Origin of the sequence: Methylomonas sp. 11b, from assembly GCF_000515215.1 — a bacterium.
Classification (GTDB): Bacteria; Pseudomonadota; Gammaproteobacteria; order Methylococcales; family Methylomonadaceae; genus Methylomonas.
In genome coordinates this window covers 830,319-852,979 of sequence record NZ_KI911557.1, presented here as the reverse complement: position 1 = coordinate 852,979, position 22,661 = coordinate 830,319, and the positions used below count along the sequence as shown (strand labels likewise).

14 protein-coding genes are annotated in these 22,661 nt (G+C 57.4%); 7 read left to right on the top strand and 7 right to left on the bottom strand.

Features of this window, described 5'->3' with window-relative positions:
- Window positions 1-12 precede the first annotated feature (12 nt).
- From METH11B_RS0104080 to METH11B_RS0104050, 7 genes are all read left to right on the top strand, one after another.
- Complete coding sequence (locus METH11B_RS0104080; RefSeq protein ID WP_026600919.1) at window positions 13-822, top strand: ABC transporter permease; 810 nt, start codon at window positions 13-15, stop codon at window positions 820-822.
- A gap of 5 nt (window positions 823-827) precedes the next feature.
- Window positions 828-1,667 carry an ABC transporter ATP-binding protein gene (locus METH11B_RS0104075; RefSeq protein WP_026600918.1) on the top strand — a complete coding sequence of 280 codons (840 nt, stop codon included), beginning with the start codon at window positions 828-830 and terminating at the stop codon, window positions 1,665-1,667.
- Window positions 1,668-1,685: 18 nt separating this feature from the next.
- Window positions 1,686-2,417 carry an urea amidolyase associated protein UAAP1 gene (locus METH11B_RS0104070; RefSeq protein WP_026600917.1) on the top strand — a complete coding sequence of 244 codons (732 nt, stop codon included), beginning with the start codon at window positions 1,686-1,688 and terminating at the stop codon, window positions 2,415-2,417.
- Between the two features lie 25 nt (window positions 2,418-2,442).
- Window positions 2,443-3,081 carry an urea amidolyase associated protein UAAP2 gene (locus METH11B_RS0104065; RefSeq protein ID WP_020481361.1) on the top strand — a complete coding sequence of 213 codons (639 nt, stop codon included), beginning with the start codon at window positions 2,443-2,445 and terminating at the stop codon, window positions 3,079-3,081.
- A 69-nt stretch (window positions 3,082-3,150) separates the two neighbouring features.
- The gene (gene uca / locus METH11B_RS0104060) at window positions 3,151-6,759 is read left to right on the top strand and encodes an urea carboxylase (protein WP_026600916.1); all 3,609 of its coding nucleotides are present in this window, start codon (window positions 3,151-3,153) and stop codon (window positions 6,757-6,759) included.
- Window positions 6,756-8,564, top strand: a complete 1,809-nt coding sequence (atzF, locus tag METH11B_RS0104055) for an allophanate hydrolase (protein WP_026600915.1) — start codon at window positions 6,756-6,758, stop codon at window positions 8,562-8,564. Before uca ends, atzF begins: the two co-directional genes overlap by 4 nt.
- Window positions 8,565-8,628: 64 nt before the next feature.
- A complete protein-coding gene (locus METH11B_RS0104050) occupies window positions 8,629-9,930 on the top strand; it encodes a porin (RefSeq protein ID WP_026600914.1) in 1,302 nt (433 codons plus the stop codon).
- 176 nt (window positions 9,931-10,106) lie between these two features.
- Here METH11B_RS0104050 and METH11B_RS0104045 read toward each other — a convergent pair whose 3' ends face one another.
- The 7 genes from METH11B_RS0104045 to METH11B_RS0104015 form a co-directional block, all read right to left on the bottom strand.
- On the bottom strand, window positions 10,107-10,817 hold the full coding sequence (locus METH11B_RS0104045) for a rhomboid family intramembrane serine protease (protein ID WP_026600913.1): 711 nt from the start codon (window positions 10,815-10,817) through the stop codon (window positions 10,107-10,109).
- The gene (locus tag METH11B_RS0104040) at window positions 10,814-11,221 is read right to left on the bottom strand and encodes a hypothetical protein (protein WP_026600912.1); all 408 of its coding nucleotides are present in this window, start codon (window positions 11,219-11,221) and stop codon (window positions 10,814-10,816) included. The genes METH11B_RS0104045 and METH11B_RS0104040 overlap by 4 nt, the downstream gene beginning before the upstream one ends.
- 314 nt (window positions 11,222-11,535) lie before the next feature.
- Window positions 11,536-13,017: an efflux transporter outer membrane subunit gene (locus METH11B_RS0104035; protein WP_026600911.1), complete on the bottom strand. Its 1,482-nt coding sequence runs from the start codon at window positions 13,015-13,017 to the stop codon at window positions 11,536-11,538.
- Between the two features lie 10 nt (window positions 13,018-13,027).
- A complete protein-coding gene (locus METH11B_RS0104030; RefSeq protein ID WP_026600910.1) occupies window positions 13,028-16,153 on the bottom strand; it encodes an efflux RND transporter permease subunit in 3,126 nt (1,041 codons plus the stop codon).
- Complete coding sequence (locus tag METH11B_RS0104025; RefSeq protein WP_026600909.1) at window positions 16,150-19,302, bottom strand: MdtB/MuxB family multidrug efflux RND transporter permease subunit; 3,153 nt, start codon at window positions 19,300-19,302, stop codon at window positions 16,150-16,152. Before METH11B_RS0104025 ends, METH11B_RS0104030 begins: the two co-directional genes overlap by 4 nt.
- A 3-nt stretch (window positions 19,303-19,305) precedes the next feature.
- Window positions 19,306-20,577 (bottom strand): MdtA/MuxA family multidrug efflux RND transporter periplasmic adaptor subunit, encoded by a 1,272-nt coding sequence (locus tag METH11B_RS0104020; RefSeq protein WP_026600908.1) that lies wholly within the window; start codon window positions 20,575-20,577, stop codon window positions 19,306-19,308.
- 249 nt (window positions 20,578-20,826) lie between these two features.
- Entirely contained in the window at window positions 20,827-22,299 is a 1,473-nt protein-coding gene (locus METH11B_RS0104015; RefSeq protein ID WP_051427036.1) for an MBL fold metallo-hydrolase, read from the bottom strand.
- Window positions 22,300-22,661: the final 362 nt, after the last annotated feature.

Sequence of the window (22,661 nt, the reverse complement as noted above, 5' to 3'; positions counted from 1 at the left end):
AGGGTGGCAACTATGACTGGCAATTTAAATCCGCGCCGACCATTGTGGGCGATACGCGGCAGTTTGGAACGGCGCGCGCATTGGCTGATTGCAATGAGCGGTTTACTGTCGGTGCTGCTCGGTTGGTGGTGGGCTTCCGCCGGCGGCGCGATAGACCCGGTGTTCCTGCCGACGCCGCCTTTGGTGTTGGACAGTGCCTGGGAATGGCTGCGCGACGGCGATTTGCTCGGCGACATCGCCATCAGCGTTTACCGGGTCGTGGCCGGGTTTCTATTGTCGGCAGTGCTGGCCTTGCCCTTGGGCGTACTGGTCGGCACTTATGCGCCGGTCAAGGCCCTGTTTGAACCGTTGACCGACTTCATCCGCTATATGCCGGCGGCAGCCTTCATCCCGTTGGTGATGCTGTGGGTCGGCATAGATGAGGGCGCCAAGATCGCGATTATTTTCATCGGCACCTTTTTTCAAATGCTGTTGATGATCGCCGAGGACGTGCGGCGGGTGCCGATGGAGCAAATCGAAGCGGCGCAGACCATGGGCGCCGACCGCGACGAAATCGTGATGCGGGTGATCATGCCGTCGGCCAAACCGGCGATTCTGGATACCTTGCGGGTAACAATGGGCTGGGCCTGGACCTATCTAGTGGTAGCCGAACTGGTCGCGGCCAATTCCGGCTTGGGCTTTGCCGTGCTCAAAGCGCAACGCTTTTTACAGACCGACAAAATCTTCGCCGGCATCATTCTGATTGGGTTATTCGGCCTGGCTACCGACCAATGCTTCCGCTGGGCGCATCGCCGCAGCTTCCCTTGGCTGTACCGGAGATAGCGCCGATGACGACTCCCATCATTCAAATCCGCGACTTGCAAAAACGCTTTGCCGCCAACGGCGCGGACATCGTCGCCTTGCAGGATGCCGATCTCGACATTGCGCCCGGCGAGTTCGTCACGCTGGTCGGTGCGTCCGGCTGCGGCAAATCGACCTTGCTGCGCATCGTTGGCGGCCTGGAGCCAGCCAGCGGCGGTAGCGTCAACGTCGACGGTTTGCCTATCGCCGGCCCCGGCATTGACCGGGCCATGGTATTCCAGCATTACAGCCTGTATCCGTGGTTGAGCGTGACCGACAACATCAAGTTCTGTCGGCAATTAAAAGTGCATCGGGACGTATCGACGCTGGGCGATGTTGAATCAGCCGAAGGCCGGGCCGACGCCTTGATCCGCTTGATGGGTCTGAGCCACGTCGCCGACGCCTATCCGAATCAACTGTCCGGCGGCATGCAGCAGCGGGTGGCCATCGCCAGGGCCTTGATGGCTCGGCCGCGCATCTTGTTGATGGACGAGCCGTTCGGCGCATTGGACGCCCAGACCCGCGAAGTGATGCACGATCTGATTTTGCATGTATCCATCCTGGAAAAAACCACGGTGCTGTTCGTCACCCACGACGTGGAAGAAGCGATATATCTGGCACACCGGGTGGTGTTGATGGCCCCCCGGCCGGGACGCATCGCCGCAGTGCACACGGTACCGTTGCCGGACCACCGCGACCAGGACATGAAACAGAATCCGGACTTCATTGCCTTGAAAAAACAGATATTGGCCGGTATTCGCGAGACTTCCGGCATGCAAACCAATTACGAACTACTCGAGCGTCTGGGGCAGAGCCCGGCGCTATAACCGATTCAGGAGACCACGATGAGCTTAGCCTCTATAAATAACGAAGACCTGCTGTGGAGCGAAAATCTGCCGGCCGGCGCCCATACCTCGTTCCGGATGCGGCGCGGCAACCGCTTGCGCCTGACCGATTGCGAAGGCGGCGCCAATCTGGCGGCCTTGTTTATCAATGACGACGAACGCACTGAGCGCTACAACATGGCCGACACGCTGAAGGCCCAACATACCTTTCATCTGAGCGAAGGCTTTGTCTGCTATTCGGACATGGGCCGGGTGTTGTGCTCGATTACCGCCGATACGCTGGGCTGGCACGACACGGTGTGCGGTGTATCCGACGCCGCACACGTGCTGGCCAAATACGGCACGGCCAGTTACCAAAGCCATCGCAATGCCATGTATCGCAACGGCCGCGACAGCTTATTGATCGAATTGGAAAAGTGGGGCTTGGGCAAGCGCGACCTGGTCGCCAACGTCAACTTCTTCAGCAAGATCGCGGCCGACGACGATGGCAATCTGCAATATCAAGTTGGACATTCCACCCCCGGCAACCAAGTAGAGCTGCGCTTTGAACTGAACACGCTGGTGCTGCTCAGCACCTGCCCGCATCCACTGGACCCGAATCCGCATTACCAGCCCAAATCGGTAAAGCTCGAGGCTTACCGTGGCGATTTGCCGGACCAGGACGATAAATGTCGCAATTTCCGCCCGGAAAACAGCCGCGGCTTTACCAATACCGAACGCTATTTCCTGTAATCACCGATTTTACGAGAACCAACCTATGCCCATCGTCGAAAGCACGCTCGACCCGAGCACCGCACTTTACGATTACACCTTGCCGGCCGGCGAACCCTGGCTATATACCATCAAACAAGGCCAGACCTTCCGCATCTTGGATCTGGAAGGCAACCAAGCCGTCGACACCTTGTTTTACAGCGCCGCCGACCATGAAGAACGCTACAGCGCCACCGACACGATACGCCACCAAGGTAATTTGTACCTGAGTGCCGGCACCAAGCTGATGTCCGGCGAGGGTAACGTGCTGCTGACCATCGTGGCCGACACCTGTGGTCGCCACGATACCTTGGGCGGCGCTTGTGCCGCCGAGAGCAACAGCGTGCGCTATGCCCTGGATAAGAAGCACATGCACAGTTGCCGCGACAGCTTTTTGTTGGCCATCGGCCACGCCGACTGCGGGCTGGCCAAGCGCGACATCGCCAGCAATATCAATTTTTTCATGAACGTGCCGGTCACGGCAGACGGTCAATTGACCTTTGCCGACGGCATTTCCGCGCCGGGTAAATACGTGGAAATGCGGGCCGAGATGGACGTCATCGCGCTGATTTCCAACTGCCCGCAACTGAATAATCCGTGCAACGCCTACAACCCGACGCCGGTGCGCCTGCTGATCTGGGATTGACCCGTAATCCGCGCCGGGACGACCCGGCGTTGGCAAAGCAAGGCGGGACGGCCCGCCAGAAGAGGATTCATGTTTAACAAGGTATTGATCGCCAATCGCGGCGAAATCGCCTGCCGCATCATTCGGACCTTAAAGCAATTGGGGGTCGCCAGCGTCGCGGTGTATTCCGAAGCCGACGCCCACGCCCGCCACGTGCAGGATGCCGACGAAGCGGTTTGCGTCGGCGGCGCGGCGGCGGCCGACAGCTATTTGCGCAGCGAGCGGATTTTGGCAGCGGCGAAGGCCACCGGCGCCCAGGCCATCCATCCCGGCTACGGCTTTCTGAGCGAAAATGCCGAATTTGCCGAACAATGCGCGGCGGCCGGTATCGTCTTTATCGGCCCGACCCCGGAGCAATTGCGGCGTTTCGGCTTGAAACATACTGCCCGCGAGATTGCCAAAACCTGCGGAGTACCGTTACTACCGGGCACAGGCTTGCTGGCGGATATCGCCCAGGCCTTGCAAGCGGCGGCCGACATCGGCTATCCGTTGATGCTGAAAAGCACTGCCGGCGGCGGCGGTATCGGCATGCGCTTGTGCCGCAACGATACCGAACTGAGCGAGGCGTTTGCCGTGGTGCAGCGCTTGAGCGCGGCCAATTTCAAGGACAGCGGCCTGTATCTGGAAAAATTCATCGAACGCGCCCGCCATATCGAGGTGCAGATATTCGGCGACGGCGCGGGCCGGGTGATCCATTTAGGCGAGCGCGATTGTTCGGTACAGCGTCGCAACCAGAAAGTGATCGAGGAAACCCCGGCGCCAGGCATCAGCGAGGCGACGCGCGCTGCGCTTTACAACCATGCCTTGGCACTGGGCGAGGCGGTGGCTTACCGTTCGGCCGGCACGGTCGAATTCGTCTACGACCAGGACAGCGGCGAGTTTTATTTTCTGGAGGTCAACACCCGGCTGCAAGTCGAACACGGTGTCACTGAACAAGTCACCGGCACCGATCTGGTCGAGTGGATGGTGCGGCTGGCGGCCGGCGATAGCGGGTTTCTGGATCGATACCGGCACGCGCCGCGGGGCTGGTCGATGCAGGTTCGGGTCTACGCCGAAGACCCGAACAAAAACTTCCAACCCTCGGCCGGCCTGTTGACCGATTGCCGGTTTCCGGCCGCAGTCAGGATCGACCATTGGCTGGAAAACGGCTTGGAAGTCACGCCGCATTACGATCCGTTGCTGGCCAAGGTCATCGTCCACGCCGCCGACCGCGAACAGGCGTTGGCGGAGATGCACGCCGCACTGGCCAACACCCGTTTGGCCGGTATAGAAACCAATCTGGCCTATTTACGGCAGATCGTCGCCGACGACGTGTTTCGCAGCGGCCGGCAGATCACCGCTTATCTAGCCGGACTGACTTATCGTCCGCGCACCTTGGATGTGCTGGAAGCCGGCACCCAAAGCATGATCCAGGACTATCCGGGCCGCCTGGGTTATTGGGACGTAGGCGTACCGCCGTCCGGGCCGATGGATATGCTGGCCTTTCGTTTAGGGAACCGGATTTTGGGCAACCCGGAACACGCGGCCGGTCTGGAAATGGCGATCAACGGTCCCTGCCTGCGCTTCAATTTCGCCACCCGCATCGTTTTGACCGGCGCGGCGATGCAAGCCGAGTTGAACGGCGAATCGGTGGCATTCTGGCAAGCCATTCAAGTGTCCGCCGGCGACGTATTGAAACTGGGTACTATTGCCGGCCAGGGTTGCCGAACTTATCTGGCGATCCAAGGCGGCTTCGACGTGCCGGAATATCTGGGCAGCCGCGCCACGTTTACCTTGGGCCAGTTCGGCGGCCACGGCGGCCGGGTGCTGCGGGTCGGCGACGTGTTGCCGATTGCGGTGGAAATCGCCATGACCGAGGAAGTCGTGCCGAATTCGGCCGCGCTACCTGTCTACGCCGAGCATTGGCACATCGGTGTGCTTTACGGGCCGCACGGCGCGCCGGATTTTTTTACCGATGCGGACATCGCCGAATTCTTCGCGACCGATTGGGAAGTGCATTACAACTCCAACCGTACCGGCATTCGCCTGATCGGCCCGAAACCGCGTTGGGCGCGTAGCGACGGTGGCGAGGCCGGCCTGCACCCGTCCAACATCCACGACAACGCCTATGCGATAGGCGCCGTGGATTTTACCGGCGATATGCCGGTGATACTCGGTCCGGACGGTCCCAGTCTGGGCGGCTTTGTCTGTCCGGCTACGGTGGTCGCTGCGGAATTGTGGAAACTGGGCCAACTGAAGCCAGGTAATACCGTGCGCTTTATCCGCTTGAACCGCGAACAGGCTGCACATCTGGATGCCGAGGTCGAACGGGTCATAGCCAATCCTGCCGATGCGGCTTTGCCCGAATTGCCAGCGGAAACGGATGCCCAGGAAAGCTGTATCGTCACCGCAACGCCGGCCAGAGAAGATCAGGTAGCCGTCACCTACCGCCAGGCCGGCGACCGCAACCTACTGGTCGAATACGGGCCATTGATTTTGGACCTGAATCTGCGCTTTCGGGTGCACGCCTTGATGACTTGCCTGCAACAGCGCGGCATTCCCGGCATTGTTGACCTGACGCCGGGCATACGTTCCTTGCAAGTGCATTATGATCGAAGCTTGGAGCTGGACGAACTGATGCGGATTCTGGCGCAGGCCGAAGCCGAATTGCCCGGCATCGAAGACATGGAAGTGCCGACCCGCATCGTCCATCTGCCGCTGTCCTGGGACGACCCGTCCACCCAATTGGCCATCGAAAAATACATGCAGTCGGTGCGCAAGGATGCGCCGTGGTGTCCGAGCAATATCGAATTCATCCGCCGCATCAACGGCCTGGACAGCATCGAACAGGTCAAGGAGATCCTGTTCAACGCCAGTTATCTGGTGATGGGCTTGGGCGACGTCTATCTCGGCGCACCGGTGGCAACCCCGATCGATCCGCGCCACCGACTGGTGACGACCAAATACAACCCGGCTCGAACCTGGACCCCGGAGAATGCAGTCGGCATCGGCGGCGCTTACCTGTGCGTCTACGGCATGGAAGGCCCGGGCGGCTATCAGTTCGTCGGCCGCACCGTGCCGATGTGGAATCGCTACCGGCAAACCGCCGATTTTCGCGACGGCAAGCCTTGGCTGCTGCGCTTTTTCGACCAAATTCGGTTTTATCCGGTATCCGCCGAGGAATTGCTGCGTTACCGACAAGATGTGCTCAGCGGCAAGCTCAAGCTGGATATTCGCGAGGAAACCTTCAGCCTGCGCCAATACAACGACTTTCTGCGCGAACACGCCGACGAGATTGCCGAATGCAAAAGCCGCCAACAAGCGGCCTTCGACGCAGAACGCGAACGCTGGGAGCAAGCCGGCCAGGTTTATGCCGACGACCAGACCGTCGCGGCGGCGGCCATCGATACCGAATTAGACTTGCCGCCCGGCGCCCGGGCCGTGGCCAGCCATATCGCCGGCAATGTCTGGCAGGTATTGGTTCAGGCCGGCGATAGCGTCAGGAAAGGCGACGCCTTGGTGGTGGTCGAATCGATGAAAATGGAGTTTCCGGTGCCGGCGCCGGAAGACGGCACGGTCTGGAAAGTATTTTGCAACGAAGGCGCCCAGATCAGCGCCGGCCAAGATTTGCTGGTGCTGCAGGCCGGGGAGGACGCATGACGGCTTGGACCGAATTGCCCGAGGTACTGAGCATCGCTAGCCTCAGCCAAGCTTACCGGGATGGAGAATTGACGCCGGCGTCGTTGGTGGACATGCTCTGGCAACGCCTGGAATCCGCGCCGGCGCGCGGCGTCTGGATCAGCCGTTTATCGCTGCCGCAGATGCGGGCTTATGCTGCGGCGTTGGCGGACAAATCGCCGGACGACTTGCCCTTGTACGGCATTCCGTTTGCGATCAAGGACAACATCGATCTGGCCAGTCTACCCACTACCGCAGGCTGTCCGGCTTACGCCTACCAGCCGCAGCAATCGGCTTTTGTGGTGCGGCAATTGATCGCCGCCGGGGCGATTCCGGTCGGCAAGACCAATCTGGACCAGTTCGCGACCGGTTTGGTCGGAACCCGCTCGCCGTATGGTGTGTGCCAAAACAGTTTCGATTCGGCTTACATCGCCGGCGGTTCCAGCTCGGGTTCGGCGGTCGCGGTAGCGACGGGGTTGGCCAGCTTTGCACTGGGCACCGACACCGCCGGTTCCGGCCGGGTACCGGCGGCGTTCAATAATCTGGTCGGCGTCAAGCCGACGCAGGGCTTGTTAAGCACTTCCGGCGTGGTGCCGGCTTGCCGCAGCCTGGATTGCGTATCGATCTTCACGTTGACGGCCGCCGACGCGGAACGGGTAATACGGGTCGCCAACGTTTACGACGATGCGGATGCTTACAACCGTCCCGACCAACCCTTGCCTGTGCCGCCAGGCTTCGCCGGCTGCTTCCGTTTCGGTGTACCTAAGCCGGAGCAACTGCAATTTTTCGGCGATGCTGCCGCCAGCGAATTATTCGCCGAGGCGGTTGCGGAACTAGTCCGGCAAGGCGGCAGCGCCGTCGAAGTGGACATCCAGCCCTTGCTGGACGCCGCCAGCCTGCTTTACGCCGGGCCTTGGCTGGCCGAGCGCTATTTGGTTGCCGGCGAGCTGTTGCAAAACTCCCCGGAAGCGCTATTCCCGGTTACCCGCGCCATTTTGGCCAACGGCGCGGACTTGTCGGCGGCCGATGCCTGGCAAGCATTTTACCGGTTGCAGGAATTGAAGGTGCGAAGCGATGCGATCTGGCGGCAAATTGATGTACTGGTCACGCCGACCACCGGCACCATCTACCGGATCGCGGCAGTCGAAGACAATCCGCTCGAATTGAACAGTCGATTAGGTTATTACACCAATTTCATGAACCTGCTCGACCTAAGCGCCATTGCGCTGCCGGCTGGTTTTCGCGCCAATGGCCTGCCGTTCGGCATCACCTTGTGCGCGCCGGCCTTTGCCGACCGGGCCTTGCTGGCTTTGGCGAAACGGCGCGAGCAATTGGCGCCGCATGCGCTGGGCGTCTCCGCAACCTTAAGCTCCGAATTACCCGACGCGAGCACTGAAGACACCTTCGGCTTCATCCGGGTCGCGGTGTGCGGCGCGCATCTGTCCGGCCTGCCGCTAAACCATCTTTTGACCGGCCGCGGCGGCGTCTTACTGCAACGCACGCACACCGCCTCGACCTACCGGCTATATGCGTTGCCGGACGGCAAGCGGCCCGGTATGGTCCGCGCCGAACCCGGCGCGGCAATTGCCGTCGAGGTCTGGGCCTTACCGGTCAGCCGTTACGGCGAATTCGTCGCCGAAATACCGCCGCCGTTGGGTATAGGCAGCGTGCAATTGCAGGACGGCACTAGCGTGCAGGGCTTCGTCTGCGAAACGGCCGCCGTGGGTGAGGCACTGGACATTACCGATTACGGCGGCTGGCGCGCCTATCTTGCCCGTCCCGACTAAACGGCTGCCGGCCGCGCTTGCGTCCGAAAAACTTCGACGATTCATTTTTCGACAGGAGAACACCATGCCACACTCATCTTTACGAATCCGCGAATGGCTGTACGCCGCACCGTTATTGTTGGCGATGTCGCCATTGCCGGCCGAGGAACGCGCCGGTTTGTTAAATGGCTTATCCATGATCAACGATTTGCCCTGGATGAAAGCAGCCGGCTTGCGCGTCCATAGTTGGGCCGATGCCGGTATTGTTTACAACGCCAACGACCCCGGCGACGGTTACAACGGCACCGTGGTGTTTGCCGACCGGGCCAACGAATTCAATTTGCACCAGTTCGGCGGCGAATTGATCCGCGACGTCGATACCGGCGGCGACCATTGGGACGTCGGCGGCAAACTGACGCTGATGTACGGCAGCGACGCCCGTTTTAATACTATCAATCCCTACGGCGGCGGCCATTGGGATAACCGATTAATTGGTTCCGACGAGCGCTTTTACAAACTGGCGATCCCAAATGCCTATTTGGATATTTTTACGCCGATAGGCAAGGGCCTGACCACGCGTATTGGCCGGTTTTATACGATCATGGGTTACGAGACCGGCTTGTCGCCGGACAATTTTTTCTACACTCACCCCTATACCTTCCAGTACGGCGAGCCGTTTACCCATTTCGGCATGACCACGACTTATCCGGTCCATAAAAATCTCAGCGTGACACTGGGCGCGGTGACCGGTGGCCACACCAAACTAAACGGTGTACTGGACGGCAACGGCGCCTGGGACGGTTTCGACAAAAACATGGAAAACTGGAATTTTCTGGGCGGCGCAACCTGGACCAGCGACGATGCAGCAACCTCGTTTACCGCGACGCTGATTACCGGCGACGTCAACAGCAACAACAATCTACGCGAATTTCAGCGCCAGACCGGCATCAACAAGCGCGATAACCGCACCTTTTACAGTCTGGTATTCCAGCATAACTTTGCCGAACGCTGGCATTACGTGTTGCAGCACGACCACGGTATCGAACAACAACACCCGCTGAACAACTTCGCCGACGCCGAATGGTACGGCATCCATTCCCAATTGAAATACGACCTGTCGGATACGGTGGGCGTGGGCCTGCGCGGCGAATGGTTTAGGGATGACGACGGCGTCCGGGTGGGCCAAATGTGCCCGAGTTGTGCGGTACTGGCGACTGGGCCTGCCAATTACTATGCGGCGACAGTCGGCCTAAACTGGAAACCGGCGAAATGGTTGATGTTTAGACCTGAAGCCCGCTACGACTGGTCGCAAGGCGTCGATGCTTACGACGAACGCAATAAGGACAGCCAATTTATCTTTGGTGCCGATGTGGTTGTTACCTTTTAGGGGCTGTTGCCGTTTTTCAATCAACAGCTAATCAAATCATGCCGCGACGGTTGTTTACGGACGAATACCGGAATAAATTCAAAGCCATCCTGTTATTAACCCGGCCCTTAAATACCGTTCGCCCTGGGCTTAGGCGAGCTCAGTCCGAACGGAATGCCCGAGATAAATAGGGCCGGTCAATAGTTTGGCAAAGGCTTGTCGGCCGTTTTTCTAGGTCTAAAACGGCAGTAAACGATAGCCCCCAGCGCACCCAGGGCATGACCGTAATGATCGATTTTAAATTGCAGTTGACCGTTTGCTTTATATTCCATGCTGTTTCCGAAGGACAAAACCACCAAAAACACGCCACAGATAAGTACCGCATACAGCCACTCTTTGATGCTCAGACCCTCCTGGTCGGTGAAGTAAGCGGCAGCTAAACCGAATACGCCGCCGGAAATACCGCAGATCGCAATAGGCTCGGCATAGAACAGGATTGAGGGGATAGAGGACAAGCCGGCTACCAGCAACACCATTAAAAATCGGCCCGAGCCGACTTGCCGTTCGTACGCCGCAGCGATGCCCAGGCCGGCTACATTGGTCAGCACATGCGGAAAGTTAATGTGGATAAATAAATGCGTGATGGCTTGCAGCGGCCATAAAATCGCCGCTGCCGAAATATTGTTCAATGCAAATAAACGATAAAGCCGCTGATCGATCTCATTAAAGCCAAAGTCGCTGGTAACTAGAAAAATACTAAAAAGCAACAAACCGGAAAACAACGCCGCTTTAATTTGCTTAAAGTTTTCCAAGAAAGTCAGCGGGGCGTCTTTCAGGCTGCTCGGCGATGGTCTGTAAAACAGCAGCAGCGCGGTATAGGCTGCCGTCACAATAAAAAACAAGATCATTTAACGACGGCAATGTGTTGTTGAATATGTTTTTGCGTGGCTTCGTCAAGCTTGGCTACTTTTTCCACGCCTTTTAGCTGCGCTTTAATGTAGATATTTCGGCCGTTATTAAATGTAAATTTCATCGGCCTTTGCAGCATGCCCTTGCCGATTTTCACGGTGGCAATTTCATTGAAGGCAAAAAAGTCGTCGCTTGCAAATTTCCCCAATAAGTTTAAACGGTGAAAATGGATGCCTTTTTGAGTAACGGCAATGAAATATTGCTTCATGCTCAATACAGCCAGAGGGCCGATGATAAAAAACAACCAAAGTTTGAAAGGTTGCTGGGCGATGAAAAATCCGACTAGAGAATCTCCCGGCATTAAATTTTTCAGAATATGCGCCTTCGCCGCTTCTTTGTTCATTAAGATTCCTTATGCTCAATTATTTAATAGTGGCGTGAATTCAATTGATGTCCGCCTTGGCCGGTTGTTGAAAGCTTAACGGCTAAACCGAACTGCCGATAAATGTAGACCAACCACGAAGGGTGTCAACGGATGGGGGGTGTTTGGATTAGGGTGGTGCGGGGGATAAGCAGGTTTTTATCCCCTTTAGAATTAATTTCTTGAGTCGGCAGGCAGAGATTTACCAAGCAAAACAGCCTTTGTAGGTTTACCCCGCCATTGTTGCAACTGCAAGTAGTGTGCAATGGTGGTCTTGCGTCTGATCTTCCCTGCGATTATTCCACCAGCGGCAAAATCAAATAATCCGTCCATTTTCGGTCGCCGTCGGCTTCGTCTTCGGTGGGCACCAGGGTTTCGTTCCAGCCGCCACCGAGAGCTTTTACCAGCATCACAGAAGCCGACAAACGTTGCCCCAACAATTGCGTAGCAGTTTGTTGATTGGCTAGAGCGGCGGTTTGTGCAGTCATCACGTTTATATAACTCACGGTACCAGCCTGGTACTGGTTATTGGTTAGCGCCAAGGCCTGTTTGGCCGCCGCCACGGCTTTGTCCTGCACCTGAGTTTCTTCCTCCAGTATCCGCAATGCGGCCAGGTTGTCTTCCACTTCCTGAAAGCCGGTAAGTACCGTTTGTCGATATCCGGCGACAGTAGCGTCGTAGGCGTCTATCGCCTGTTTATACTGGGCATTTTTGGCCCCGCCATCGAACAAGGTCAACGCCAGTCCGGCCGGCCCCAAGGACCAATAACGCCGTGCCATCGTAAACAAGGTGTCGGCGGTCGGCGACTGAAAACCGTTGGTCGAGGCCAGATTCAGCGTCGGAAAATAAGCGGCTTTGGCGACGCCGATCTGCGCATTCGCAGCGGCAATTTTGCGTTCGGCGGCGGCGATGTCCGGGCGGCGCTCCAGCAGTTCAGACGGTAGGCTGACCGGAATGCCCGGCGGCTGTGCGTCCAGAGGCGCGGGTGCCAACGCCAGTTCCGCCGGCGATTTGCCTATCAGTACCGCGATGGCATGTTCTAGCTTGGCACGCTGCACGCCCAGATCGATAGATTGGGCACGCACGGTTTCCAATTGAGTTTCCGCTTGCACCACATCGGCCTTGGCTACCACGCCGACGGCATAGCGGTTTTTGGTAATTTCCAGGGTTTTTGTAAAAGCCGTCACTGTTTCATCCAATAAGGCTTTTTGGGCGTCCAGTGTTTTCATTTGAAAATAACTGTCCGCCAATGCCGATTGGCTGGACAGTATCAAAGCATGCAAAGTCGCGGCGCTGGCCTGGGCATTGCTGGTATTGGTTTCCACCTGGCGGCGTACGCTGCCCCATAAATCCGGCTCCCAGGCCACGCCGACCGCCTGGCCGAACAGGTTGCGCACCCCGCCCACCGCGACGTTCTGGCCGGTGGCGGCGCGGAAGCGGTTGAAGGTGCCGGTCAATGTCGCCACCGGCAGCAAGGACGATTGCACCGATTGCACCAGATGCTGGGCTTGCCGATATTGGGCTTCGGCCTGGATGATGGACTGGTTGGTGGCGGCGACCTGTTCTTCCAGTTCGTTCAGTTTGGGGTCGTTAAAAATTTCCCACCATTTGCCGGGCAAGCCGGTATCGCGCGGCTGGGCCTGCTTCCAGCCTTTCACTTCTTTAAATTCCTCGGAGATATTGGCTTGCGGACGCACATAATCCGGGCCTACCGTACAGGCAGCCAACGGCAAGGTCAGTAAGGAAGCAAGCAACGGTGGGTTTATTCTTAAACGCATGACTATCGGTTTAGATGGAATGTGGCGCTGGGCTAGCGGCGCGGTTGGAAAAGCGGCCGTGCATCCACAGCCGGAACCGGTCGAGGTACAAATAAACAACCGGCGTTGTATACAAAGTCAAAAGCTGGCTGAAAAGCAGGCCTCCCACGATGGAAATCCCCAAGGGCTGGCGCAATTCCGCACCGTATCCGCTGCCCAAGGCCAGCGGCAAAGCACCGAACAGCGCGGCCAGCGTGGTCATCAGGATGGGTCTGAAGCGCAGCATGCAGGCCTGAAAGATCGCTTCGCGCGAATCCAGGCCGCGCTCGCGTTCGGCCAGCAACGCAAAGTCTATCATCATGATCGCATTTTTCTTGACGATGCCGATCAGCAAAATCACGCCGATCAGCGCAATGATGCTGAACTCTTTTTCGCAAGCCATCAAGGCCAGCAAGGCGCCGACGCCGGCCGAGGGCAGGGTGGACAGAATCGTCAATGGATGTATCAAGCTTTCGTAAAGTACGCCCAGCACGATGTAAATACTGATCAGCGCGGCCAAGACCAGCCAGGGTTGACTGCGCAAGGCTTCCTGAAACGCCTTACCAGAACCTTGAAAGCTGCCGGTGATGGCGGCCGGCAAGCCGATGTCGCGCAAGGCCTGGTTGATAGCGGCATCGGCAGTGGACATAGATATGCCGGGCTTTAAATTAAACGATAATTCGGTCACCGCAAACTGGCCTTGGTGATGAACCGACAACGGTGCGTTGCTGGGTGCAAAGCCGGCCAGCGCCGACAGAGGTACTTGCTTGGGCTGTGCCGGCGTGCCGTCGGAGCCGGCCCTGCCCGGTGCGCTGATATAGAGTTGTTTCAGGCTATCCGGTGATTGCCAGTATTGCGGCGCCAGTTCCATCACCACCCGGTATTGGTTCAACGGATTGTAAATCACCGACACCTGACGCTGCCCGAAGGCGCTGTTCAGGCTGTTGTCGATCAAGGCCTGACTGACGCCGTAACGCGCGGCCAGATCGCGGTTGACGGTCAGGCCGATTTGTTCGCCCTTGTCCTGTTGACTGGTGCTGACGTCGCTCAATTCCGGCAACCGAGCCAGCGCGGCTTGTACCTTGGGTGTCCACGCTCGCAATAAATCAAGGTCGTCGGCCTGCAGGGTGTAATCCAGCATGCCAAACGACATGCGTCCACCTATCCGCAGTTCCTGAGCCGGAAACATATGCAAACTGGCGCCTGGAACCCGGCCCGCCGCCTTGCGCAAGCGTTCCATCACCACCTCGACGCCGTCGCGTTGTTCGTGGGGAATTAAGGTAACGAAAATCCGCGCACTGTTGCTACTTTGCGAACTACCGGCAAAACCGGCGACATTCGCAACCGCCGGGTCTTTTTGCAAAATCTCGGAGATTTGCGCGAACTGCTTTTGCAGGGTTTGGAACGAGGTGTTCTGATCGGTTTGAATTTCGCCCAACAAGCGGCCGCCGTCCTGGGTTGGGAAGAAGCCCTTATCGATAGCGCCGTATAAATAAATGTTTAAAGCGATGGTCGCCAGCAACAAGCTCAGCATGATGCGGCCATGGCGCAAGGCCCAACTTAGGCTGATCCGGTAGATGTTTTGTATCCAATCGAAAGCTGCGCCTATGCCGTGATAGACGGCGCCATGTTCCTTGGATTCCTTACCCAGCCAGCGCGCGCACAGCATGGGGGTGGTAGTTAGCGAGATCACCAGCGAGACCAGTACCGCCGCCGACAAGGTTACAGCGAATTCCCGAAACAGCCTACCCGGCACGCCGCCCATTAACAAAATCGGCAGGAACACCGCCACCAGTGACACGCTCATCGCCAATACCGTAAATCCCACTTCCTTGGCAGCCAACAGCGCCGCGCGGAACGGCGCGACGCCTTCCTCGATATGCCGGTTGGTGTTTTCCACCACCACAATCGCATCGTCCACCACAAAGCCGGTGGATATGGTCAAGGCCATCAAAGTCAGGTTGTTGATACTGAAGCCGCAGAAATACATCACCGCGCAAGAGCCCAGCAGGGAGGCCGGCACTGCGACGATGGGTACCGCCGCCGAGCGCGGATTGCGCAGGAACACCAGCACCACCAGAATCACCAATACCACCGCGACGAACAGGCCATGTTCGACTTCTGTAATCGAGGCACGGATGGATAGGGATCTGTCCACGACCACCGAAAGATCGATGTTACTGGGCAATGCCGCCCGCAACTGTGGCAGCACGGCCAATACCTGATCGACGGTTTGAATGACGTTGGCCAAGGGTTGCTTGCGGATGATCAACAGCACCGAGGGCTTGCCGTTTTTGGAGCCGGTATTGCGCAAATCCTCCACGGAATCGACCGCTTCGCCCAAGTCGGCAATCGTCACCGGCGCACCGTTACGATACGCGACGATCAGCGGTAGATATTCCTCGGCCTTGCGGGCCTGGTCGTTTGCTTGAATCTGCCAGCGGGTATTGGCATTTTCTATTACACCCTTGGGCCGAGTGACGTTGGTTTGGGCGACGGTGTTGCGCACGTCTTCCAAGCCAATGCCGTATTTGCTCAGGGCGTTGGGGTTCAGTTCCACGCGCACTGCCGGCAAGGCGGCACCGCCGATCTGTACCTGGCCGATGCCGGGGATTTGCGAAATTTTTTGCAGCAAAATCGTCGAGGCAGAATCGTACATCTGGCCGCGCGTGAAACTGTCCGAGGTCAGTGCCAGAATCAGTATCGGAGAATCAGACGGATTGTCACGGCGGTAGCTGGGTCGATTGGGCATATTGCTGGGCAACATGCTGGCGGCGGCGTTGATCGCGGCCTGCACGTCGCGGCAGGCACCGTCAATGTCGCGGTTTAGATCAAATTGCAGCGTAATCTGCGTAGAGCCTTGGGAACTGCTGGAGGTCATTTCCGTAACCCCGGCGATCCGACCCAGTGCGCGTTCCAGCGGCGTGGCGACCGTCGCGGCCATCGTCTCGGCGCTGGCACCGGGTATCTGCGCCTGCACCGATACGGTGGGAAAGTCCACTTGCGGCAACGAGGAGATAGGCAGATTCAAAAATGCCAGCACGCCGCATAAGGCAATGGCTATGGTCAATAAGGTAGTGGCGACCGGGCGGCGGATGAATAATTCGGACAGGTTCATGGTTGGCTTGGGTCCTCTGCCGCTTGTTCCACTTGATTCAGCCCCAGACCGGCGTTAACCCGCCGCGCCAACCTGTCCATGGCCAGATAAATTACCGGCGTGGTGTACAGCGTCAACAATTGGCTAAGCAGTAAGCCGCCGACCATCGTGATACCCAGAGGATGGCGCAACTCGGAGCCGACGCCGCTACCCAGCATCAACGGCAAGGCACCCAATAGCGCGGCCAAGGTGGTCATCAAAATCGGCCGAAAGCGTAACAAGCAAGCCTGAAAAATGGCCTGCTCGGGCGGCAGATGTTGCTTCCGTTCCGCTTCCAGCGCAAAGTCGATCATCATGATCGCGTTCTTCTTGACGATGCCGATCAACAAAATGATGCCGATGATGCCGATGATGCCCAGGTCGCCGCCGGAGACTTGCAAAGCCAATAACGCGCCGACGCCGGCCGAGGGTAGGGTGGACAGAATAGTGATGGGGTGAATGTAACTTTCATAGAGCACGCCCAGCACGATATAGACCGTGACGATGGCGGCTAGAATCAGCCACAGCGTATTGCCCAGCGAGGCCTTGAAGGCTTGCGCGGCGCCTTGGTATTCGCTGCGGATGGCTAACGGCAATTCGATCTCGGTTTTGGCGGCATCGACGGCGGCGACCGCATCGCCCAGTGCATAGCCGGGCGCCAGATTGAACGAGACAGTCGTCACCGGGAATTGATCCAGATGGCTGATTGCCAGCGTGGTCGGCCGTTCCGACAGTTCAGCGATGGCCGACAACGGTACTTGCATGCCGTTGGTGGAAGGTATGCGTAATTCGTTTAAGGCTTGCGGGCCGGTTTGCTCGGACGGATCGACTTCCAATACCACCCGGTACTGATTGGCCTGGGTGAAAATGGTCGAGACCAGGCGTTGACCGTAGGCACTGTATAAGGCGTTGTCCACAGCTGCGGTACTGACACCCAGCCGGCTGGCGGTGGCGCGGTCGATCTTCACAAACACTTGGCGACCCTGGTCCTGCACGTCGCTGACCACGTCGGCAAACTCCGGCCGGCCTTGCAAGGCATCTACCAGCTTGCCGGTCCATCGGTTCAAATCGTCGATGTCGGCGCCTTCCAGGGTAAATTGGTATTGGGTGCGACTGACCCGGTTTTCCATCGTCAAATCCTGCACCGGTTGCAGATACAACACGCTGCCGGGCGATTCGGCTAGTCTGGTTTTTAAGCGGGTGATGATGTCGCTGGCCGGCGGTCGTTGATCGTGCGGTTTTAAATTGATCAAAAACCGGCCGCTATTGGGCGTGGCGTTGACGCCATCGACGCCGATAAATGACGACAGACTTTCCACGGCCGGATCTTCAAGTATCAATTTAGCCAGCTTTTGCTGTTGTTCGGCCATAGCCGGAAACGAGACGTTTTGCGGCGCTTCGGAAAAGCCTTGAATGATGCCGGTATCCTGGCTGGGGAAAAAGCCTTTCGGTATCCAGATATACATCGCTGCGGTCAATGCCACGGTGATGAAAAACACCAGCAAGGTTGCCGTTTGTCGTTGCATCACCCAACTCAGGCTGCGGCCATAGGCCTTGATCAAACGGCCGAACCAGTCGTCGCCGATTTCATCTTCTTTATGATTGTCGGTGCCGGTGCCGGTGCTGGGGCGCAGCAGTTTCGCGCACATCATCGGTGTCAGGGTCAAGGACACCACTGCTGAAATCAAGATAGCCACCGCCAGCGTAATCGCAAATTCCCGAAACAGCCGGCCCACCACATCCGACATGAACAGTAGCGGAATCAATACCGCCACCAGCGAAAAAGTCAGCGAGATAATGGTAAAGCCGATCTGCGCGGAGCCTTTCAAAGCCGCTTGCAACGGCGTTTCGCCGCGCTCGATATAGCGGGAGATGTTTTCGATCACCACGATGGCATCGTCCACCACGAAGCCGGTGGCGATGGTTAGTGCCATCAGGGTTAAATTGTTGATGCTGAAATCGGCTAGATACATGGCCGCAAAGGTGCCTACTAGAGACAGCGGCACCGCAATGCCGGGAATGATGGTGGCCGGGATATTGCGCAGGAACAGGAATATCACCATCACTACCAGCGCCACGGCCAGTAGCAATTCGAATTGCACGTCATGCACAGAGGCGCGGATCGTCACGGTACGGTCGGTTAACGCTTTGACTTCGATGCCGGGCGGTAGTGAGGCTTGAAGCTTGGGGAGCAGTTCCTGAATCCTATCCACAACCTCGATCACATTGGCGCCGGGTTGGCGCTGGATGTTGACGATGACGGCTGCATTGTCGTTGGCCCAGGCGGCTAGGCGCACGTTCTCGGCGCCGTCCACAACTTCGGCGACGTCCGCCAGTTTGACCGGCGCGGCGTTTTTGTAAGCCACCACCAGCTCGCGGTATTCGGCTGGCGAACGCAATTGATCGTTGCTGTCTATCGTCGCGGCGCGAGTTGGGCCGTTGATTGAGCCTTTGGGTTGATTGACGTTGGCGGCGGCAATCGCGCTGCGCACATCTTCCAGACTGATGCCGTAGGCCGCGAGTGCTTTGTGATTGGCCTGAATGCGCACCGCCGGCCTTTGCCCGCCGCTGATGCTGACCATGCCGACGCCGGGCAATTGGGCGATTTTTTGCGCCAGCCGGGTATCGACCAGATCCTCTACCTTAAATAAGGGCAGCGATTTGGCGCTGACCGCCAGGGTCATAATCGGCGTGTCGGCCGGGTTGACCTTGCTGTAAATCGGCGCTTGCGGTAAATCGTCGGGTAAAAAGTTGGCGGCGGCGTTGATCGCGGCTTGCACGGTTTGTTCGGCAACGTCCAGATCCAACTGCAAGTTAAACTGCAAGGTGATCACCGACGCGCCGCCGGAGCTGGTGGAGCTCATTTGAGTCAAGCCGGGCATTTGTCCGAACTGCCGTTCCAGCGGCGCGGTGACGATGGAGGTCATCACTTCCGGGCTGGCGCCGGGATACAGGGTGGTAACCTGGATGGTCGGGTAATCGACCTGCGGCAGCGCCGAGACCGGTAACAGCCGATAGGCCAGTATGCCGACCAACAACAAAGCCACCATCAACAAGGAGGTGGCTACGGGCCGTAGGATGAATAGGCGCGAAGGATTGAAGCCGGCCTTGCCCGGATCGCTAAGACTCATGACTTATCCGCGCCGCCTACGTTTGCCGGGTTCGTCTTCCGGCTTGGGATGCAATTCCGGTTTGGCGGCGACCGCTTGTCCGTCTTTCTCGGCCACATCCACCACGCCGCCGTCCTTGACCCGGTCTATGCCGGTGAGGATGAGTTGTTCGCCGGGGGCCAGGTTGTTTTGGATAGCCACCTTTTCGCCTTCGCTGGGGCCGGGTTCGACGCGGCGCAAATGGGCAATATTTTCGGCATCGACCACGTACACAAACGCGCCCTGGGTATCGTGTTGCAAGGCGCTGCTGGGTATCTGCGTGACGCCGTGCAAGGTATCCAGATGCATGCGCACGTTAACAAATTGATTAGCAAACAGGGTTTGCTCCTGATTGTCGAATTGCGCCTTTAGTTTGATGGTGCCGGTGGTCGGGTCGATCTGATTGTCCAGCGCGGTAAGCTTGCCTTCCGCCAGCTTCAGCTTGCCGCCTCGGTCGTAGGCCTCTATTTTAATAGCCTGACCGTCGCGATAGCGCTTTACTACCTCCGGCAATTTATCTTCCGGCAAGGTGAACACCACGCTGATCGGCTGTAATTGGGTGATTACCACCAAACCGTTGGCGTCGTTGGCGCGAACGATATTGCCTTGGTCGATCTGCCGCAGGCCGGCGCGACCCGAGATCGGCGCGGTCAGCTTGGCGTAACCGAGTTGTAACTTAGCGCTATCGACCAAGGCCTGATCCATTTCCACGTTGCCTTGATATTGCTTGACCTGTGATGCCTGGGTGACGGTTTGCTGGGCGGCGATGGAATCCTGCGCCAGCAAGGTTTCATAGCGGGCATGATCCAGTTCGGCGTTTTTTAACAGCGCCTGGTCGCGCAGCAACTGGCCTTGGGCTTGTTGCAATTGCACTTGGAAGGGCCGCGGATCGATTTCCGCCAGCAAATCGCCGGCTTTGACCATTTGGCCTTCGCTGAACGCTACTTTGACCAGTTCGCCGTCCACGCGGGGTTTGACGGAGACGGTGCGCAACGCGGTGACGGTGCCGAGCGCGTTCAGATAAACCGGAAAATCGCCGCTGCCGGCGGACTGGGTGGCGACGACGGCGGGAGCGTCTTGTTGCTCAAAAAAACGCCGGCCTTTGCCTCCGCCGCGCTCGGCTTTGGTATCCTGGGCGGCTTCGCTATGCTGAAAATAGACGCCGGCGCCGGCCAGACTCACAACCAGTAACGTGCCGGTCCACAGCCAGGGCCGGCGCTTGCTCGACGAAGATAAAGCGGAATTTTGTTGGTTCATGCTGGGATACGTGTAGGTAAAGTTTGCGAACGGATGGTATGGATGCCGGCCAGCGTAAGTCCTGGGCCTGTTCGGGGACTCACTCGGCCTGTGAGTTAAGGCGTCGACAAGCAATAACACCCGTGGCTTTAAATTCATCTCTGCCGGGAATAAGCGAATTTCCGACGCTGTTTCAGCGATTCAGCGTCGGAGAATTGCGAGCGGTCAGTCATTAGCCGCCGGAATGCAAGATAACTGGAATGGCTGGATTTATCTTGCCACTCTGGTCAGGCCAACCGCCACTCGCAAATCCGCAAGGGTTACCACACGGGGGCCATGCAATGCAGCTATTTGGCCAACATCCAATTTAAGCTTTTGAATGGTTTCATACAGGTTTAGAGAATAAGGATTCACAGAGGTGGGGGCTGGGGCGTTGGCGGCTGGCGGCGTGTAAGCATCCGCTTCTATCAATATCTTCTCTTTGGGCAAATACACCGCGACAAAGGCGTCGTTATGGCTGTTGCCAGTCAAGGAATGAATCTCGATGTTACGTTTGCCATCAGAAATTACCTGCTTACCGGCAAAGTTAATGAAGTTTGGGGTTTTTTTGGACTTCTCCAGATTATCGGGGCGAATGCTGTGGGGAGCAGACCAAATTTTTTCGTAATAGGCTTGATTGGGCTGATGGGTGACGATCGTGGCCCCTGTATCGACAAAGGTGCGCAAACCGCCGCTGTGATCAAAATGTGCATGGGTGTTAATAACATACTTGATCGGCTTATTGGGGATGGTTTCCTTCAGTTTTTCGATCAGAGCGAGTGAGCGTTCTTCGTTCTGCGGTGCCTCTACCAAGACGACATGGTTAAGTTGTTCGATGGCCACGCTATGGTGCGTACCGCCAGTCAAATAATAAACGCCGTCCGCTAGTTTGTTAGCTGCGACGATAGTGTTCGGCTTCTTGGCTGCTTCGGCAGGTACCGGAATGTCTACTGTCGGGTTGGCTTTTACGGTTGTTACGTTCAAATCCAATACCGGATAGCCGCCTTGCAGACGCACGATGTGACTGGGAAACAACCCACCGTCAAATACCTTGTAGTCGCTGTATTGAGTTTCTACCAAGGTATCGCCCAATACCGGGTTGTCAATCCAGGTCTTCACATTCGTCAGTTGGTTGTTGGCGTTCAGGGTGCCCTGGTAGCGGTATTTGCCGTCCAAGGTAAAGGACACTTGGGTGTCGTTGCCTTTTTCTTCGATTGTGGCCTGATGGGTCTGCGCCGCTCTTAAAAATCCTTGTGGTGTGGCCCATATTTCCGCAGCGCGCTCTTCGATTGCTGTCGGTTGCGCGGTGATGGTAGGAGTTGCGCTGCTGGCGCCTGCGGCAGGCGGGGCAACGTTCCAGGCATAGGCGCCGCTGACGTATTGATCAACCTTCTGCTCGGTCGGTTGCGGGCGATTGCGTCCGGGCTCTATCTCTTGCAAGCGACTAATTTGCACGCGGGCGCTGGCGGTTTCGTAATTGATGTCGGCCGTGTAGTTTTTCAGCGCAAAGGGCGGCCAGGGTAAATCGGGACTCGGCGCTTGTCCGAACTGATACCAGCGACCGGTACCGCTAAATTCAATGCTTTTGACCTGAGTGGCGCCGGTGGCATCGCTGGCTAATTTGAGGCTATTTTGATGTAGCGAACTGCAACCGGCGATGATAAACGCTGTTAAACCAGCCGTTCGGTATAGCAATTTGTGCATGTTAACTCCTGTCGATTTGAAATAGATTCTGCTAAAGCGGGATTCGGCGTCGGTCAAGCTATGTTTTTTCCGGTCAACACACGTTTTGCCCAAAGTTTCTTGATCCATGCCGTTTTTCGATCAGTAGGCTCATAAGCAATTAAATGACGATCATCGATGAGCTACTTGATCGTGGTTATTGGACCACGAAGCAAATGTCATGCCGCTAAACTGCAATCCTTAAAATTCATAAGGATCTGCTGGTGGATGTGTTGGAATCGACGGGAGATTGCTGCTGAGCTAGCAATGTTTGTTGCTTAGATGTTTGTGTAGAGGCAGGTCAAGGCTTAGGAGTTTGCGATGCGGGGGTGTTAGCTAAACAT

Bases quoted from the DNA above. Each gene is read 5' to 3' on its own strand.
- METH11B_RS0104075 (WP_026600918.1), top strand. From the start codon at position 828: ATGACGACTCCCATCATTCAAATCCGCGACTTGCAAAAACGCTTTGCC.
- METH11B_RS0104030 (WP_026600910.1), bottom strand. From the start codon at position 16,153: ATGAACCTGTCCGAATTATTCATCCGCCGCCCGGTCGCCACTACCTTA.
- METH11B_RS0104045 (WP_026600913.1), bottom strand. From the start codon at position 10,817: ATGATCTTGTTTTTTATTGTGACGGCAGCCTATACCGCGCTGCTGCTG.
- METH11B_RS0104070 (WP_026600917.1), top strand. From the start codon at position 1,686: ATGAGCTTAGCCTCTATAAATAACGAAGACCTGCTGTGGAGCGAAAAT.
- METH11B_RS0104040 (WP_026600912.1), bottom strand. From the start codon at position 11,221: ATGAACAAAGAAGCGGCGAAGGCGCATATTCTGAAAAATTTAATGCCG.
- uca (WP_026600916.1), top strand. From the start codon at position 3,151: ATGTTTAACAAGGTATTGATCGCCAATCGCGGCGAAATCGCCTGCCGC.
- METH11B_RS0104025 (WP_026600909.1), bottom strand. From the start codon at position 19,302: ATGAGTCTTAGCGATCCGGGCAAGGCCGGCTTCAATCCTTCGCGCCTA.
- METH11B_RS0104080 (WP_026600919.1), top strand. From the start codon at position 13: ATGACTGGCAATTTAAATCCGCGCCGACCATTGTGGGCGATACGCGGC.
- atzF (WP_026600915.1), top strand. From the start codon at position 6,756: ATGACGGCTTGGACCGAATTGCCCGAGGTACTGAGCATCGCTAGCCTC.
- METH11B_RS0104020 (WP_026600908.1), bottom strand. From the start codon at position 20,577: ATGAACCAACAAAATTCCGCTTTATCTTCGTCGAGCAAGCGCCGGCCC.
- METH11B_RS0104065 (WP_020481361.1), top strand. From the start codon at position 2,443: ATGCCCATCGTCGAAAGCACGCTCGACCCGAGCACCGCACTTTACGAT.
- METH11B_RS0104035 (WP_026600911.1), bottom strand. From the start codon at position 13,017: ATGCGTTTAAGAATAAACCCACCGTTGCTTGCTTCCTTACTGACCTTG.
- METH11B_RS0104050 (WP_026600914.1), top strand. From the start codon at position 8,629: ATGCCACACTCATCTTTACGAATCCGCGAATGGCTGTACGCCGCACCG.
- METH11B_RS0104015 (WP_051427036.1), bottom strand. From the start codon at position 22,299: ATGCACAAATTGCTATACCGAACGGCTGGTTTAACAGCGTTTATCATC.